The sequence below is a fragment of the Alteribacter lacisalsi genome, assembly GCF_003226345.1.
In the GTDB taxonomy this organism is placed as follows: domain Bacteria; phylum Bacillota; class Bacilli; order Bacillales; family Salisediminibacteriaceae; genus Alteribacter; species Alteribacter lacisalsi.
In genome coordinates this window covers 1843079-1860629 of the sequence record NZ_PDOF01000001.1, presented here as the reverse complement: position 1 = coordinate 1860629, position 17551 = coordinate 1843079, and the positions used below count along the sequence as shown (strand labels likewise).

The 17551-nt window shown below is 44.7% G+C and carries 18 protein-coding genes; 6 read left to right on the top strand and 12 right to left on the bottom strand.

Going from position 1 to position 17551, the window contains the following annotated elements; genetic code table 11:
* Window positions 1-290: 290 nt before the first annotated feature.
* The 9 genes from CR205_RS09290 to CR205_RS09250 form a co-directional block, all read right to left on the bottom strand.
* Window positions 291-731 carry a CBS domain-containing protein gene (locus CR205_RS09290; protein WP_110518872.1) on the bottom strand — a complete coding sequence of 147 codons (441 nt, stop codon included), beginning with the start codon at window positions 729-731 and terminating at the stop codon, window positions 291-293.
* A gap of 75 nt (window positions 732-806) precedes the next feature.
* Window positions 807-2288 carry a potassium/proton antiporter gene (locus CR205_RS09285; protein WP_110519793.1) on the bottom strand — a complete coding sequence of 494 codons (1482 nt, stop codon included), beginning with the start codon at window positions 2286-2288 and terminating at the stop codon, window positions 807-809.
* A gap of 214 nt (window positions 2289-2502) precedes the next feature.
* The gene (locus CR205_RS09280) at window positions 2503-3111 is read right to left on the bottom strand and encodes a thioredoxin domain-containing protein (RefSeq protein ID WP_110518870.1); all 609 of its coding nucleotides are present in this window, start codon (window positions 3109-3111) and stop codon (window positions 2503-2505) included.
* 10 nt (window positions 3112-3121) lie between these two features.
* A complete protein-coding gene (locus tag CR205_RS09275; protein ID WP_110518868.1) occupies window positions 3122-3412 on the bottom strand; it encodes a hypothetical protein in 291 nt (96 codons plus the stop codon).
* Between the two features lies 1 nt (window position 3413).
* Complete coding sequence (locus tag CR205_RS09270; RefSeq protein ID WP_110518866.1) at window positions 3414-4286, bottom strand: PqqD family protein; 873 nt, start codon at window positions 4284-4286, stop codon at window positions 3414-3416.
* Entirely contained in the window at window positions 4273-5745 is a 1473-nt protein-coding gene (locus CR205_RS09265; RefSeq protein ID WP_110518864.1) for a hypothetical protein, read from the bottom strand. Before CR205_RS09265 ends, CR205_RS09270 begins: the two co-directional genes overlap by 14 nt.
* A complete protein-coding gene (locus CR205_RS09260) occupies window positions 5720-6475 on the bottom strand; it encodes an ABC transporter ATP-binding protein (protein ID WP_110518862.1) in 756 nt (251 codons plus the stop codon). Before CR205_RS09260 ends, CR205_RS09265 begins: the two co-directional genes overlap by 26 nt.
* Window positions 6476-6576: 101 nt before the next feature.
* Window positions 6577-6798: a hypothetical protein gene (locus tag CR205_RS09255; protein ID WP_236634728.1), complete on the bottom strand. Its 222-nt coding sequence runs from the start codon at window positions 6796-6798 to the stop codon at window positions 6577-6579.
* 483 nt (window positions 6799-7281) lie between these two features.
* The gene (locus tag CR205_RS09250) at window positions 7282-7944 is read right to left on the bottom strand and encodes a response regulator transcription factor (protein WP_161524727.1); all 663 of its coding nucleotides are present in this window, start codon (window positions 7942-7944) and stop codon (window positions 7282-7284) included.
* Between the two features lie 128 nt (window positions 7945-8072).
* Between CR205_RS09250 and CR205_RS09245 the strand changes: the two genes are divergently transcribed.
* The 5 genes from CR205_RS09245 (at window position 8073) to CR205_RS09225 (ending at window position 12573) form a co-directional block, all read left to right on the top strand.
* Entirely contained in the window at window positions 8073-8981 is a 909-nt protein-coding gene (locus CR205_RS09245; RefSeq protein ID WP_110518858.1) for a polyprenyl synthetase family protein, read from the top strand.
* 58 nt (window positions 8982-9039) lie between these two features.
* Window positions 9040-9204, top strand: coding sequence for a competence pheromone ComX (gene comX / locus CR205_RS09240; RefSeq protein ID WP_201745355.1), 165 nt, complete (start codon window positions 9040-9042; stop codon window positions 9202-9204).
* Between the two features lie 15 nt (window positions 9205-9219).
* Window positions 9220-11523, top strand: a complete 2304-nt coding sequence (locus CR205_RS09235; RefSeq protein ID WP_110518854.1) for a sensor histidine kinase — start codon at window positions 9220-9222, stop codon at window positions 11521-11523.
* Between the two features lie 23 nt (window positions 11524-11546).
* Window positions 11547-12164 carry a DUF3267 domain-containing protein gene (locus CR205_RS09230; RefSeq protein ID WP_110518851.1) on the top strand — a complete coding sequence of 206 codons (618 nt, stop codon included), beginning with the start codon at window positions 11547-11549 and terminating at the stop codon, window positions 12162-12164.
* 115 nt (window positions 12165-12279) lie between these two features.
* Window positions 12280-12573 (top strand): hypothetical protein, encoded by a 294-nt coding sequence (locus tag CR205_RS09225; protein ID WP_110518849.1) that lies wholly within the window; start codon window positions 12280-12282, stop codon window positions 12571-12573.
* A 28-nt stretch (window positions 12574-12601) separates the two neighbouring features.
* Here the strand turns inward: CR205_RS09225 and CR205_RS09220 are convergent, their stop codons facing one another.
* From CR205_RS09220 to CR205_RS09210, 3 genes are read right to left on the bottom strand one after another with little or no spacing between them, the layout of a single operon-like run.
* Window positions 12602-13708 (bottom strand): Ger(x)C family spore germination protein, encoded by a 1107-nt coding sequence (locus tag CR205_RS09220; protein WP_110518847.1) that lies wholly within the window; start codon window positions 13706-13708, stop codon window positions 12602-12604.
* Window positions 13686-14804, bottom strand: coding sequence for a GerAB/ArcD/ProY family transporter (locus tag CR205_RS09215; protein WP_110518845.1), 1119 nt, complete (start codon window positions 14802-14804; stop codon window positions 13686-13688). Before CR205_RS09215 ends, CR205_RS09220 begins: the two co-directional genes overlap by 23 nt.
* A 35-nt stretch (window positions 14805-14839) precedes the next feature.
* A complete protein-coding gene (locus CR205_RS09210; RefSeq protein WP_110518843.1) occupies window positions 14840-16369 on the bottom strand; it encodes a spore germination protein in 1530 nt (509 codons plus the stop codon).
* A gap of 138 nt (window positions 16370-16507) precedes the next feature.
* Between CR205_RS09210 and CR205_RS09205 the strand changes: the two genes are divergently transcribed.
* Window positions 16508-17497 carry a lipoate--protein ligase gene (locus tag CR205_RS09205; protein WP_110518841.1) on the top strand — a complete coding sequence of 330 codons (990 nt, stop codon included), beginning with the start codon at window positions 16508-16510 and terminating at the stop codon, window positions 17495-17497.
* The last annotated feature ends 54 nt before the right edge of the window (window positions 17498-17551 follow it).

Below are 17551 nucleotides of genomic sequence, written 5' to 3'. Positions count from 1 at the left end.
TCAACAAAACAAAAAAACCACGGTACGATCAACACAAACACTTATGGGAATTCATTCACACCATGACCGTTTTAAAATGGTCAGTTGGTTACTTGCGAAGCTGCACGCCGGCAGTGAGACTTCTGCGGCAATGGAGGCCAGGCGAGACCACGCAGGGCGAAGCCCGCGGAGGCTTGCCGGCATCGCCGCGGAAACCGAACGGACGGCGTGTAGTGAAGCCTCCCTTTAATCATTTTCACGGAAGCTAAAAAAACAGCCGCTCACAAGGGCGGCTGTTTCGTGAAAAGAGCTTACTGCAAGTTATTCGGATGGTGAGCCTTACAGGAAATGCTACTGAGGGCATGGCCGGCGTCATCCTCAAAGCTGTCCTGAGTCGACAGATCTCCGAGGGAAAGCATACCGATGACCTGCCCGTTCTCCACAACCGGCAGACGCCGGATCTGCTTCTCGGCCATAAGCCGGGCAGCTTCGTGTGCATCCATGTTACAGTCTGCAACTGTAACCGTATCGCTCATGCACTCAGAGCATGGCGTATCCGGAGACAGGTTGTGGGCTGTCGCACGAAGGGCAAGGTCACGGTCTGTAATAATCCCGCGGATCTGGCCATTTTCCACAACAGGAATGGCCCCGCAGTCATTTTGTTCCATTAAGGCTGCGACTTCCTGAATGCTCTGGTCAGGCGTACAGGAAGCACAGCCTTTGCTCATGTAATCGCGAATGGACTGATTCATGTTTGTCACTCCCTTTCGCAACTAGGTTGCACATCGAGAATGAAAACAAGTCCGCATCGCCGCTGGGAAATGAAGTCAGTTTTCCGGTACATTGTCACGTTCGCCAAGGAGCGCTTTCAGGTCTTTTTTACTCGTGCGTGACACAAGGATATATAGAATATCATTCGGATAGAGGTCCGTTTCCCCGGAAGGCGTAATCAGTTCACCGTCACGTATAATTGCATTAATCAGAACATCGTCGGGAAACTGTATCTCCATCAGAGTCTTGCCCGCAATTTTCGTCTCTTCATTCACCGTGTACTCCACCATTTCCGCGTTCGCCTGCCCGATGGAGACAAGCTCAAGGGAGTGAAGAGGGGTGACCAGCTTAGGTCCCGTGAGGCCCAGTTTTTCAGCGAACAGGGAGATGGTCGACCCCTGAATGAGTGCCGAAGTAAGAACAACGAAAAAGACCACGTTAAAAAACAGCTGCGCATTATCGAATCCGGCGATCATCGGGAACGTGGCAAGTACGATCGGTACGGCACCGCGAAGTCCGGCCCAGGAAAGCAGCGTTTTTTCCTGCCATGTGTAGCGGAAACCAAGCGTGGACACCCATACGGCAATCGGCCGTGCGATCAGAATCAGAACGAACGAAATAATCAGTCCATTTATAATAACGTCCCAAGTGAAAAGCTGTGCCGGAAAAACAAGAAGACCGAGAATGATAAACATCAAAATCTGCATCATCCAGGCAAAACCTTCATTAAAGCGGAAGATCGTATGGCGGTATGTGAGTTCGGAATTACCAATGATAAGCGCGGCAACATAGACGGCCAGAAGACCGCTTCCCCCGACACTGGCGGTCACACTGTATGTGAGAAGAGCAAAACCAATGGCAATAATCGGATAGAGCCCGCCTGAATCGAGGTTAATCTGGTTAATCATTTTGGAAGCCAGCCAGCCGATGGCAAGACCGAGAATCAGACCAAGCCCCATCTGGAAAAAGAATGTACCTGCAGTATGCCAGAGGCGCTGTTCGTCAATCATAATCAGTTCAATCAGAGCGAGTGTCAGAAACATGGCCATCGGATCGTTTGTACCTGACTCTGCCTCGAGCGTCGCTCCGAGCCTGGATTTAATATTCTGCCCTTTTAACACAGCGAAAACAGCGGCCGCATCAGTCGAGCCGACAATTGCACCGAACAGAAGCCCTTCCAGCCAGGTAACGTCAAGCAGGAGCGTGGCTACCACTGCCACGGCACCGCTCGTAATAATGACCCCTGCTGTCGCCAGGACAAGGGAAGGAACGGCAACAGGTTTAATGGTCGCCCATTTGGTGGACAGACCGCCTTCAAAAAGGATGACGATCAGGGCAAGGATCCCGATCAATTGTGCGTAGGATGGGTTGTCAAAGTAAATAAAGCCTAGGCCGTCACTGCCGGCAAGCATACCGACGGCAATGAAGAGAATCAGGGCGGGAACGCCGAGCCTGGTGGAGAATTTCGTAGTCAGAACGCCGATGATAAGAAATAGTGCAAGGATGAGAACAACGTAGTCAGTCTGGACAAAATCCATCATCTGGAGCAGGAAACCGCCTTTCACAATCAGATAAGTATTTTTGTATATTTAATTAAATCGTATCACAGCGGCTGAGGTAAAAAGAAACCATAAGTCCTGAGTAAATGGAACAGTAAAAGAAAAGCCCCGCCTTTTGGGGGACTTTTCCCAGTGTATCCTTTGTCTTCTCCGAAGGGAGACATGGCAGGTCCAATTTAATGAAAGCTCTGCATTACCGGCTCTCCTCCTCAATGATGTTTCTGATAAACGCCTCATCATAGCTTCCTGAAAATTGTCTGCCATTAATAAACATAGTTGGCACCCCGCGGAGACCCAGCTCTTCAAATTCCCACATAGCCTGCTCCATTTCCACCTGACGCTCATCGATTTCACCTGCAGGGCTGTTAAGTTTAAGATCTTTAAGAACGTCGGCAGCATCCGAATAGTTGGACCAGGCAGGCTGTGAAGAAAAGATATGTGATACGGTTTCAAGATCCGCCGAATTCTCTTCAGTCACATGTTCAAAAATAACGTTATCAAAGGCAAAATGTTCAAAAGCTACATGCTTAAATGTGTAGTGCACAGTACCGTCTGCAATCTTTTCTTTAAGCAGAGACCCTGTGTTTTCATGAAGTGTTCGGCAGTTTGGACATTGAAAGCTTGAGTATTCGACAATGGAAACCGGTGCATCCTGATCGCCGAACGAAAGCACGGAGTTCTTATTATGGATCATATCAATGGAACTGGACGCTGTAATTTGTTCGGAAGGAGGCTGAAACATAATAAAAATAACAGCAGCGAGTGCGACAGTAAAGAAGGTGCCGTATATTGCGAGTCTCATTTTTATACCCTCACTGCCGGTTCTGCTGATTTTTTTTAATGAGTATGTTTACAAAAACAGCCAGTGCGAACGTAACACCAAAAACAATGGCAATGAGCCATAAATAACCTGAACCTACATCAAATGTCATCGCCCCGCTAGAGGCATCCACAGCCACATTGACAGTATTAAACATAAAGGCTGTAGAAGTATCGGCAAAAATGTAGGTAATAAGGAAAGCAACGGTAACAAGTGGAACTCCAAGCAGGGATACAGCTCCGGAAATAGTAAACGAACGTTTAATGACAGTTGTGGTCGACATGTTAAGCCACTCCTTTGTTAAATAATAGCCTCTTCAGCAGTACCTTGCCATCACCGAAAAATGGCGTAAGGTAAATGAGATGAAGCAGAAAAACAGCGAAAAAACTGTTTAAGGCATACATCATAGCCTGCTCGGTAATCAGGGTGTTTGTCGCAATAATTCCAAAGACGCCTGTAATCCCCGGAATCAGGGGGCCAAGCAGGGTTACAAGCCACATGCTGTTCCCATGTTTGTCAACAGCAGGTCGGACAAATTTTACAGACATCCAGTCACTTGCAATGAAACCGGCTGTAGTGCTGGTGCCTGATCTTCTTCTGAAGAAATAAGCATGACAGGTTTCATGAAGAGCAAAGCTGCTCAGAAGGCCAATGTAGACAACTGAAAAGTACATGGCGATCGTCAGACTGATGTCAAATTGAAAAAATATATAGCTACCCAGGGAAAGGGTAAGAAATAGAAGGAAAAATACACCTATTTTCCTGAACACAATCGAGAAGAGAAACAGAAACAGAAAGAAAAATGATGTAAAATCTTCCTCATAACGATGTCTGAAACCAGGCTGGTACTGACGGAAGAAGAGGCTGATCACCCTGGCTGCCGGGGCTTTACGCCCTGCTTCTGTATTCAGAAGGTGCTGCTTTGACAGCTTATCGAACAAAGCTGTTACATCACGTTCAATCACATTTCTGTCGACCGGAAATTTCTCTGCAAGTTTATCAATAATTTCTGCTGCAGATTTCCTGCCGTCAATTTCATCAATCATCATGGATGCTGTTCGGTTTACAGGAAAGGTAATTCCGGTTTTCTCATCAATCAACTGCTGAGGAACAAGCTTTACACCAGCCGGTAGATAGGGGATATCATAAAGGTTCACTGGATAACCTCCATTTCACCGAATGATAGGCCCCTGCAAACAGGGCTGCCTCGAGGAGCACGGCAAAGGTTATAAGAACCGAAGCAGCAGCGGCGGTAAGAACAGAGTTCATAATGAACAGCAGAGGCACCAGAACAATCAGAAGACAGGAAAAGGAGATCATTCCGGTCAATGGACTGTTTCTGTTCATAGGTATAATGGTTCCGGCAATAAAAAGGAGGAGATTGGCATTGATCAGGATAAGAAGGCAGATCATCCATTGCATAATCCCCGCTCCAGCTCCTATAAAAAACAGAGCATACACTGAAAACTGGGCAATGGAAAATGACCATAAGGCTGCGAGCTTTGCGAGAAGGATTTTTCCTGCATTCAGGCTGTATAAATTGTAGAGTTTAAATAAATGATGATCGTTTCCATAGGAATTCAGACCGGATAAACCTGTGATGCCAGCAAGAATATACAGGAGAAAAACAGCATTGTGCAGTTCGAAAAAGAAACCGGCAGCACCAAGCAGTATGAGCACAACCAGGAACATGAGAATATTATCTTCATTTCTTGCCTGCGTTTTCAGTTCCTTGCTCATAACAGCACCAAATTTATTTCGGGGCATAGGAATGGATGACAGCAGCTTCCATTTTTTTTGCTCCTTCACAGGCACTGGCAGGAGCATCGCCAGAATGGGGGAAAACAGCCCGGCAATGACAACCCCTGCGATGATATGAAGATTTACGGTCATAACAGACAAAAGATTATCGTAAATCAGAAAAAAAGGTGCCGTCATATAGAACAAATCGTAGGTAAAGGCTTCATATGCACCAATAATTTTATCTGTCTGAATGGATTGAAAACCAGCAGCAATTCCTGCAAGCATAATCAGCAGTAATGAAATATGTTTTGGAAAGGGGAACCGAAGTCTGCTGGTTATGAAGTAGGCCAGCTGATAAGCTCCATGAACAATTGAAACAATAAAAAGAGACTGCACGGTAAGACCAAGAAAGAAAAACAAGATAAACAGGATGCCGATCCCTTCAAACAAGAGCCCGGGAATAAGGAGGATGCCCATAAAAGACATGACGAGCAGCGTGATCACGCCTAAAAACGGAATAAAGTATCCAGTCTGTTTTTCAAACGAGGAAACCGGGAACCAGGAAAGCTGTATATGGAGACGGTCTTGTTCAGGCGTCATTGTTTTAAAGATCACATAAAGCAGAAATGAAAAGATGGATGTGTTGATGAACATGGAAAAGACAAGAAGAACCAGTGAACGCTCATCTCCCTGCAGAAACATAGACAGCAGCGTCTGCGTTATTGAATAGCCGGCTCCACCTGCTGTGAAAATAATAAGAATAAAGGAGAGTAAAACGGCTGTGCGTTTCCATTGGTCTTCTGATAACAGCTTTCCCACTTCTTTTTTCCATTGTTTAATGATCAGGTCAGAGATTAGAAATGATTTGGTCATATTCCCGGCTCCTCTCCTGAAGATTGGAGGCCTTCAGGAAAACCTCTTCAAGAGTCCTGGCTCCGTAAAGCATCTTGAGCTTCAGCACGGAATCGTCTGCCACTTTAGTTCCTTTAACGAGGATCGCCACCTGATCGCAGAAGGTTTCTGCAGCCAGGAGATCATGTGTAGATAGAAGTATGGCATTTCCTTTGCTTTTATAGCTGTGAAGCATTTTTTTCGTAATCATGGCCGCCTCTACATCAAGGCCTCTGAACGGTTCATCCAGAATTAGAAAACGGCTTGACAGCATGAATGCAGCCATCAGCTGGGTTTTCTTTTTCATGCCGTGGGAATAGGTTTCAATCGGTTCGTGCAGAGCCTGCTCCATGGAGTAAAGCCGGCTGAGTGACTGGCATCTGTCTTCTTTTGTGGAGACATCAAGTTCGTACATAGAAGCTTTAAATTTAAGGTATTCGTGCCCGGTCAGGACTTCAGGGAGAAGTAGATCATCGGGTACATAGGCAACATGTCTTTTAAATGTCCGGGAAGTGTTCAGGTGATTCTTTAATCTGACTGTCCCTTCTGAAGCGTTAACGACCCCTAGTATACTGTTAATAATCGTTGTCTTTCCTGAACCATTTGGACCTACAAGACCTGTAAGTGATCCCTCTTTAATATGGAGGGAAACGTTTTTTACTGCGCAGAATTTCCGGCCGTACATTTTCGTAAGGTCCTTTATTAAAATCATAAAACGCATCCTTTCAGTCATTTTAGTAAGAGTGTCAATGAATGAAAGAAGAGTGCTCCCCTTCCTTCCCGGTAAGGGGAGACTCTCTTTTTCAAAACCTTTTATCTGCACTCAATCCAGATTCTGAGTCCACTGTCCCATTGTGTACCACCGGTAAATGATCCGTTTCCATTGGCAAGGCACCAGACGGCGGCACCAAGAACAACCGTGGCGCCAAGAGCTAGAAGAACGGCAATAAAAACGAGGAACCAGGCAAAATCTTCGACCAGATCATACTGATTAACCTGAATTTCTGGTGTTTCATACATTGTGAGCGTATCCATATAATTACCTCCTGGAAATGTGTTTTTTTGACTTTAAATTGCAGTAAGTATAGTCATTCTTTACTTGTAAAGGGCAGATCTTAAAGTCAAGGAAAAGACCGGGAGCGACGTCTGTACTCTGCAGGGCCTCCTTTGCTGTTCATTTCAATTTTTGGAAAATTGATTAGCTTAAGTATATAAAGGGTGAAGGGAAGTTTCACCGAAATATAGGGTTCGGCACAGCGCAATAAGAATTCGGAATATACAGAAAATTCACTCCCCGGTCATTTTCAGTTTTGCGGTATTGCGCATGAAACCCTGTTTTTAAGAGCAGCGCATGTCTTATGGCGCAATAAAAAAGAAGCCGAAACGGCTTCGTGATAGGTTTTGGAAAAAGTTCCAGGGATCTTGCGGTATTCCGAAGTAAAACTTCGGTCAAACATGGTTTTCTTTCGTGGCAGTTTGCTGAGAAGACAGATAAAGTAATACATAAGAAGTAGTTAGTCAGGATTGTTTGTTTGATATTTGGTGCTTATTTACTTTCATAAGTGCTTCTGTTCTGGATTTAACTTTAAGCTTACTGAAAATGGAGGTGAGACTGTATTCAACAGCTCTTTGACTTATGTAGAGTTTTTCACCGATTTCCTTATTTGTCAGCCCGGCAGACACGTAGTGCATAATTTCCTGTTCCCTGGCATTTAATGAAATCCTGGTGTCATGATCATTATTCTTTCCGTTTGCTGATTGCCGATCCTTTTCGATAATCCGAAATTTCCGCATAACTGTTACCGGCAGATAGACGTGGTTATCGAGAGCAGCTTCAATAGCGAGGATGAGCTGATCTGTTGTTGCCGTTTTACTGATAAAACCGGTTACACCAGCTTCAAGGAGGAGGTTAAAATGATCGGTAATTTCCAGACCGGTGTAAACTACGATTTTCATATCCGGATCGTAATTCAGTATTTCCCTGGACAGTTCCAGTCCATTGATTCCGGGCATCTGTAAATCAAGAAGCACCAGGTCAAAGGCCGGATCCTGTTTCAGAATATCCATTACTTCGTGACTGTCAGGGATAAACGTTGTTTCATAGCTTCCCTTTCGTTCAAGAATTGCTTTCGTACCTTCTCCAACAACAATATGATCATCTACAATAAGTATACGTGACAATGGAAGGACCTCCAATTATGAAATAGGTTTCACCTGCTGATATTTTACCATGAAATTAGTGTGATTTATTTCATGCATGTACAATTTTTTCAACATTCTGATAGATTTTGCCGGAGGGGGGAGAGAAAATGAAGAAGCAGATTCATAACTTTATGAAAGGTATTATCGGAGATTATTTTTCTGATTCCGTGCTCCATGACCCTCTCTGCAATTATATAGACCATAAAATGATGGATTATTCCCTGTTGTTCGGACGGCTTGTCATTACACATTATGAAATATTCAGCTCAGAACCGTCACCTGAAAACGTAAGCCGAGCAGCTGCGGCGATGGAGTTACTTATTTTAAGTATCGATATTTATGATGATTTGCAGGATGGTGATAACAATGATGCGGTGTGGATGAAGGAGAGCCCTGGTGTCGCACTTAATCTGGCCAATGCTTTGGCAGTAGTGAGTCAGGACTGTCTTGCAAAAGGAAGTTCTCTCTCCTTGAACAGTCAATTGCTTCACGCCGTTCACAAGTATCTGCTTTCTGCTGCGGTTGGTCAGTATAGGGACATTGAAAACACCATTTCAACTGAAGAGGATTATCTGGAAATGCTCCGTCTTAAATCAGGATCTCTGACATCCATGGCTGCATCGGTGGGATACATGTTGACAGAAGAAAGGAAAGAAGAGGAGCAGATCAGACGCTTAAGTGCGCTCGTAGGAATTATTGGGCAAATTGATAATGATATGCTGGCTATTCAGCTCATTGATCAGAAAAGTGATATGAAGCTAAAAAAACGGACGCTGCCTGTTTTTTATCTGCTTGATCAGAGGCGCAATGACCTGATTACAAGGTACTACTCGGGGGAACTTCGATGGGAGGACCTTGTCAGGAACAAACAGGTTGTAAAGAGGGAACTGGCTGCATCAGGGGCAGTACAATACACTGCTGTAGTCCGAGAAATCTATAAACAGAAGTATAAAGCTTTAATTTCCGAATTGCCTCTTTCAAAGGACCAGATAATGAAGCTGAATGAATTCGTTTAATAAGCCGGCTGTGCTTATGCATTAAATATTATTTCATCATAAGGGAGGATTTACAATTATGAAAGAAGTAGTACAGTTTTTATTAGAGAATCCGGATCTGGTTGAAAAAGTGAAAAATGGGACAGTTACATTAATCGGGGTCAGTAAGTCGGAAGCTGAGGCAATCATCAGTGTTCTCCACAATAAGGAGTCCTTATCAGGTTCTTCTCATTACTGGAGGTAGGTTGGGAGGTTTTGGATGGGTTGGATTCTTTTCTATAAAAAAGCATTTGTTATTACGTTAATGATAATTTCTGCTGCTGCTGCCTTTTTGATGATTTTATTAAACCTGCAATATCCGTATATAGGTCTGGAGGTGCAAAAGCAGGATCATGGTGAATATGAAGCCGGGACAGTCAGCACGATTGGATGGGCTCATGCGAATCAGATTCAGCCCGGGGATCAGATTTTAGAAGTCAATGGAAATCCTGTAGAAGAGCACAGCACAGTACAGGATTATTCCAGAGTTGAGAAAGCTGAATCCGTAACTGTTCTTTCCGAAGGAGCAGTCAGGACCGAGCCTGTGACAATGTCGAGGTACTTCACAGAGGAGCATCTTTATTTTGTGGTGTTCCCCTCTTTTTTCTTTTTTCTGAGTTTATGGCTCAGCCTGCTGCTCCTGAAATCAACAATAAAACCCCATACGAGCATGCTGATCTTATTTATTATGACGCTTAGTCTCTGCTACCACAGCGCCGGTCTAGCCGCAAAACTGAGCCAGACGGGGCTTTATATTCAGACCGTTACATTTTTGCTGTCACCGGTTCTGTTTCTGCAGTTCGTCTACCACTATTTTATGACATATAAGGAGTCATGGCTGAATAAAAACTGGATGAAAGGTGCCTATCTCCTGCTGTTCGTTCTTCTTCTGCTAAATACAGCACTCTCAGTGGCACTGGCTTCCACGGGAAGAATGATTCTGCTCATTTCTTTTTTATTATTACTATTTTACATTTTTTCTGCTCTAACAAAAGGTATTGTAAACTTCAGGCGCGAGCCGGTACTGAATACATTCAAAATGCTGTTCATCTCACTCGTAATTGCCCTTGCTCCTTTTACTTTTCTATATGTACTGCCGGTCCTTTTTACTGGAAGCTACCTTTTACCGGGAGAAGCAGTCTCTATTTTTATTTTCGTCGTTCCGGTTATTTTTCTTTACCTCCTTTGCACAGATCAGCTGGTCAATATTCAGCTGTATTTCAGCAGGCTGGGTTATTATCTTGGGATTTCAGCCCTTCCGCCGGTCCTGGTTATTATTTTTTTTCCTGCTTTGAGTAATGCTCCATTAACCTTGTCACTGACCTTGCAGGTTTTTTCTGTTACTTATCTCACTACCCTTTTATTTTTGTATCTGAAATCCTATCTTGATGCCAAACTGAGAAAGAGTCTGTTCTTAGGAAAAGAACAATTTAAGGAGAGTATTTACCGGCTTACTATGAGAATGCGTCAGAATAAATCAGTTGAGGAAGTCCAGGAGAGTATTGAAAAGGAGTTCCAGGAAGTTTTGAACGTGGATCGAACCGTACACTTTTTCATATCTAAAAGAAACCACACGGTCAGTGAGATGGAATCATCGAAGGACGACTTTGATCTTATGCAGTTGATCAGTATTCTGAAGCGCTCACCCGTCAGTACTGGTGCCATTTTCCAATCAGGTTCTTCCTTTGCTCTGATAATCGGGGAGTCATCTGAGTACTATTATGTGACAGCCGGTCTGAATGATAAACCCTTCAGACTGGATGACAGTAAAAAAGAATGGCTGTTGACCCTGTCCTATTACTCCAGTATTCTGCTTGAAAATCTTCTCAGGATCGAGGATCTTCTTCAGGAGCTTGAAGATATGACTCTCGAAAAAGAAGGAAACACAGAATGGCTTACACGTCTCCTGTTTAATTTATCTGAAAAGGAACGAAGTCAGTTGTCTGTTGATCTGCATGACAGCGTCCTTCAGGAGCTTCTTGTCCTGAAAAGGGAAGTTTCAGAGATAAAGTCTGCCACTGACATGGGGACAGCGATTAATAGCGCAAGGCTTGAAAAACTGGAAGAGGGACTACTTGATGTTATTTATCTTACAAGGGAAACCTGTCATTCTCTTCTCCCTCCTCTGCTTGAGTCGAACGGACTGGAAGGAGCACTTGATGACCTTGCATCAAAATTCCAGCTTCGGTCCAATATTAAATTGTCCCTGACGGCCACTGGACTGAAGAGGGATACTGATTATGAGGTGACCTTGGCTTTATACAGAATTGTACAGGAGCTTTTGAACAATGCAATGAAACACTCCAATGCTGAAAATGTCTCAGTTTCCCTGCGGCAGCAGCACGGAACCATTACACTTGAATATAACGACAATGGGATGGGGATTTCATCCCTGAACGAGCAGACAGTGGGTAAAATGGGGCTCTTTGGTATTAAAGAGCGTGTTAACAGTCTTAAAGGAAAGATCTCGATTGTTACGGAAAAAAATGAGGGTCTTACAGTAACGATACGTCTCGAAGTGTGAGTGTGGCCTTGAGGAGGATAACGATGATTATTACTCATAAATTTCCAGCTAAAAAGGAGAACAGGCAAAGAGAACTCAGAGAAAATGGATGGAAGAAAATTAAAGAGCCAAGAGGGCTTTTCACAGCAACACTGCTTTCTGTACCGTTTATGATTTTGTGCGGAGTAATTTCATTTCTGATCATGAATGCAGCTTCCCCTATTTCATTAAGTGATTACGGCTTTACTGGAAACTCTATCTCCATTACCATCCCACTAACATTCTTTCTATGGCTGCTGGTTATGCTGATCGTCCATGAATTGCTTCATTTAATTTTTGTGCCGGACTTCTGGAAATCCAAAAAGACTTACATCGGATTAACGTTTTTTGGAGGGTATGTCTATACAGAGGAGAAAATGAGCAAAACAAGATTTCTGTTTATCACGGTTGCTCCTTTTGTAATTCTATCGATTTTCCTCCCGGCTGTTCTCGGAATGCTGGGGCTGCTTACCCCGATGATTATTTTTCTTGTACTTTTGAATGCAATGGCTTCTTCCGTTGATATGCTGAATTTTTTTCTCATTCAATTTCAGATTCCCGGGAGATCGGTGGTACAGAGTAATGGAACAGACACTTACTGGAAGGAAACAACAGGTGTATAAATCGGAAAAAGCAGCCGTTAGTGGCTGCTTTTTTATGACTGGAAAAGTGGCATAGATCAGGATTTGTGATACTATTTTAGTAAGAAAGCAAAGCTTCACCGGGGGAGGAAGCACCATGATGATATCAGATCTTGCAGGTATGGAAATCGTTCTTCTGTTCGTGGTAAATCCGCTGTTTGCCCTTCTGGCTGGATCGCTTGCCAGTACTGCGGGAATTAAATACAGGCTTAATCCTGTCATCACCTTTACAGCGGTTTTTGCAGTTTCCATATTGGTCATGACAACGGTGCAGCGGTTTACGCTTGAGCCGCCTCTATATGGCTATGCCGCTTTTTATTCCTTTATCAGTCTGCTGGGCTATGCGTTCGGCAGGACAATACAACAGGCTATTCACCGGGAAGAGGATTGATCCTCCCCCGGTTTTTTGTTTATCCAGTTTAGTTGATAATACCGTGCCCAATCAGTTCCACCTGAATATTAGGTTTGATCGTAATGTTGGGGTACGTTTCATTCCAATTGACCGAATCCCAGAAATCGGGGTGGTACACCAGCACACGTCGTCCAATCCCAAGCGCATCACAATTGGCTTCCTGAAGAGTGCTGAAAATCTGTTCTGCTTCCTCATTAAACTTTTCCTCAAGCTTTGTATTCAATTTTGCTATATTCTCTTTTTCATGAAGTTCGTCATGAGGATACTCAATGGCTTCGACCTTCATAGTCAGATCAACTGTCGCTGTTACCTCATTTGTTTCATGGTTCACATCTACCTGAAGTTTTGTCAATGTATCTCTTAATCGAAGCGTAATAAAGTTACTCGGCATATCTTCTTTGTCATCGTGCACCTTTTCAGTCAGAAAAGTGGCAGAACCCAGCTTGCCTTTCATCAGCATCAGCAGAGTCGAATCCTCTACGGACAGAGAACCTGTCATTGTGTCCCCGTTAAAGAGAGCACCGCCGATCAGGCGCGGTGTATCCCCTTCCATTCCAAGGTATGGGAGCACCACATCCTGACCCGGATCAAAAATGATTGGACAGATCAGCTGGACATTCACTTTGTCTACAATCGAGTTTGATTCAGCCGTGTCAAGCAGTTCAGCCAGAAATTCACTCGTTCTTGGCTTGTCTGTGAGCTTACTATTAATCAGCTCACTTCCCATACCATCATACACCGCAATTTTTGCCCCGAGGGAGGAGCGTGGATCTCGGTACATCACATCGAGTGGCGGATAAATATTGGTTCGTGCCAGCGGTTCTCCGAGCACGAGAACACGCATTTTTGCCGTATCAATTCTTTCTGATACTTTTCCGTCGAGTGCCATTCGTGCTTCCCGGATCGTGTGACCCACGCCGGAAACTTTCTGTGACCGTTCCTCAGCCTCATGCTGTTTCGGAACAGGGGAGGAAATAGTTGACTGGTATTTGCCATCCTCCAACAGATCCAAAGCAGCACTTTTCGCAATTGTTATATCCCTGAGCTGGCGGCTGTCCCAGCAGCCGGTAAGAAGAATGAGCAAGGCAAGACTAAGAAGAACGGGCCGTTTCATGCTTCGTGCCACCTTTCGAAGGTTTTCCACGTATGAGTGAAATAATGTAAAGCATCAGTGGAATGAGCAACACCATAATGATGCTGAAATTATCGATTCCCTCGGCATACTTCGTGATCGTCAGTTCATTTGTCGGTCCCATGGAAATAACAAAAACAGTACCGGCTACCCAGAGAGTGAGCTTTTTCCGTGTGACCCCCTTCAGCAGATAGACACCGGAAAGAGAGGCAAGATACACGTAGGTCATAAGGGATGTTGTTACGCTCACAATCCAGATTGCGAGAAAAATCAGATCCATTCGGTCAATAATCGGGGTACTAAACGTTTTAAACATATATAGAAGTGGTTCTGGTACAAGTGCCAGTTCTGCAGGACTAAAGAACATCATTGTAATCAGAACCGTAAGTCCGTAAAAGGTGGTAGTAAACAGATTGGCGAATGTGGCTGTTCTCAGGATGTCGGTCTTCTTTTTCGTTTCTACATACGGAACAATGTAGATAAAAACGCCGAAACCGAGCATCGCCTGCGTCGCCGCAAAGATCCCTTTAAATATGGAACCAATCCCGCTATGACCGATGGGAAGGATATACAATGGATTCAGATCGGGTATGGCAAAGACCAGAGCACCAACAACGAGAAGAAAAAACACGCTTACAAAAACATAGAATCGGACGATGATGTGAAGTTTTTCACGGCATAAATACCAGGCGCATGTCACGAGCAGCAGCTGAATAACCCACCCGGGTGTGTGGGGGAACAGCCACGTTATGATAATGTGCTTGTAAACGATGAGGATCAGGATTGCTACACTGAGAAAATACAATGAATAGGCAACAGTTATCAGATTGCCTGCCAATCGTCCGGCAATCAACTGGACAGCGTGAAAAAAAATATGTTCCGGGTAGCGTGATGTAAGAGCATAGAGTAACAGGATGACGATCTGGATTACTATACCTGCCGCAAACACGCTGATCCAGCCGTCCCACTGTGCTTCATGGTAGACGCTGAATGACAGTGACAGTATGCCCACCCCGATCTGGGTCTGGACAATAAAGAAAAACAACTGCGGGTTTGAAATTTTCATTTTAACGTTCATAGGGACGCTCCCTTTTAGCTGTTTTTCCGGTGATCCTACTGAGATTTGCTGCTACCCGATGACTTCTGACTCTGATTCTGCTTTTTATCAAGGTGAACCGTGTGCGGCAGTCTGATAAACCGATTCAGAAGTCCTTTGCCGTCCAGCGGGGCGAACGGATAGAAGAAGGGTTTACCGATACTCGTGAGTTTGCACAGATGAATCAGGTAAATGGTCAGACAGAACACGATGCCGAGAAATCCGAGAATGGAGGCCATAATCATGACCGGATAGCGAAGCAGCCGCATCGCCATACTCATTTCATGTACAGGGACAACGAATGAGGAAATGGCGGTCAGGGCCACAACGATAATCATAATGCTTGAGATAAAGCCCGCATTTACAACCGCGTCTCCGATAACAAGACCGCCTACGATACCGATCGTCTGACCGATCGGCGTAGGGAGCCGGATCCCCGCCTCGCGGATCAGCTCGAGTGTGAGCTCCATTATCATTGCCTCAACGAGGGGAGGATAGGGAATGTGCTCCACGGCATCTTTAATCACGTACGTCATTCCAAAGGGAATGATTTCGTAGTGAAAGGATATGATGGCAATGTAGATTCCCGGAAGTGTGACGGCCAGCAAAAAACTTATCACACGGATGAGTCTGAAAAAGTTACCGGCCACCCACCGGCTGTTATAGTCGTCCGTAGACTGGAAAAATGAAAAAAAAGTAACAGGCAGCACAAGAACCGTAGGATCCCCGTCTGTCATAATCAGCACCCGGCCGTCCAGAAGATTGAGTGCCGCCCGGTCTGCCCGTTCTGTACTGATATACTGTGGAAAAAGAGAGTAAATGTTATCTTCCATATACTCCTCAATAACCCCATTGTTCATAAGTTTATCGACCTTGATTTTTTTCAGACGCCGTTTTATTTCCTCAACGACTTCAGGATCGGCCCGTCCATCCATGTACAGCATGGCTGTTTTTGTCCGGGAAAGCTCCCCCAGTGTGGAATAGTTCACAATAAGGGAGGGGTGGCTGATCAGGTTTCGCACAAGCTGGATGTTTACCCCGATGTTTTCAATAAACCCCGAGTGGCTCCCGCGGATCACCTGCTCATTATCCGGCTCGCTAACATCTCTTTTTATGACGCTGTTTGTGCTCAGGATATAGCAGTGGTTTTTTCCCTCAAGAAGCAGAATACTTTTGCCTGAAAGCAGTTCACTGACAGCATCGGATAAATGAACTATCTTTGCAGAATCCATGTCCTGTAAGGTTCTGTGCAATTCGGTTTCTGTATCGATGGACTTAAGTTTCTGATAAAGATTACTGCTTAATTTCTCCGTATCGGACATTGTTTCGATGTAAAAAAGATGAAGCGATCCGGGAAGGGCGGTCTTAAGGGTTTTCTCCACAAGGTCTTCTGTATAATGAAGCGTTTCTTTCACGTACCTGAGGTTCTTTTTCATATCCAGCGAAACGGGAAATGTCGGGATGTCCGGTGGATCAACTAGCTGCTCCTGCTTCTCCCCGTTTTTCAACGTGTTCTTCGTATGCTTAAATTGCTTAAAAAGTCCCAACCCGTACACCTCCTGTACCGTTCTATCACCCCTTAATGTCTGTCATATACAGGGGAAAATATACGCTCTTGTACAGATTGTGGAAGAAGGGCCTTATTGTGATAAAATAAGAAGGAAAACAGATGAGGAGGAAGTGCAATGAGATTTATCAGCAATAACGGAATTACAGATCCCGGAATTAACCTTGCGATCGAGGAATATGCCTTAAAACACCTTGACCCTGAAGATACATATCTGCTTTTTTACGTGAACGGACCGTCGATTATCATAGGGAAGAACCAGAATACAATTGAGGAAATCAACAGGGAGTATGTTGAAAAGAACGGGATAAAAGTCGTTCGCCGTCTCAGTGGAGGAGGAGCCGTCTATCATGACACGGGAAATCTGAACTTCAGCTTTATTACGAAAGATGACGGAGAGAGCTTCCATAACTTCCGAAAATTCACACAACCTGTCGTGGATGCCCTGCGAAAGCTTGGCGTTGAGGCGGAGCTGACAGGAAGAAATGACCTGCAGGTAGGGGAGAGGAAGATTTCAGGTAACGCCCAGTACACAACAAAAGGCCGAATGTTCAGCCACGGGACCCTGCTTCTGGACTCGGAGATGGAGAACGTGGTGAGTGCCTTGAATGTGAGCGATGAAAAGATCCGTTCCAAAGGGATTAAGTCGATTCGCAGCCGTGTTGCCAACATTAATGAGTTTCTTGATGAGCCGCTGACAATGGACGAATTTAAGAGCCTCCTTCTTCGCTATATTTTCGAGGAATCAGAAGAGATCCCGGAATATAAGCTGACCGAGGAAGACTGGAAAGGTATTGAGCGGATTTCAGCAGAGCGCTACCGGAACTGGGAGTGGAATTACGGAAAATCTCCTAAATTTGATCTGAAACGGTCGAAGCGCTTTGATGCCGGTACGGTCGATATCCGCCTGGATATACGCAAAGGGACCATTACAGACTGCAAAATTTATGGGGACTTTTTCGGAGTCGGAGAAGTTGTAGATGTAGAGAAAGCCCTGATTGGTTCCCGCTATGAGCGTTCAGAGATTATGAAGGCGCTTGGGAATTTAGATACGAAACATTATTTCGGACCGATCCCTCAGGAAGATCTGGCAAATCTGATTTACTAGACAGCTTTAGATACGGCAGTAAAAAGCGCCCGTCCAACAGGACAGGGCGCTTCG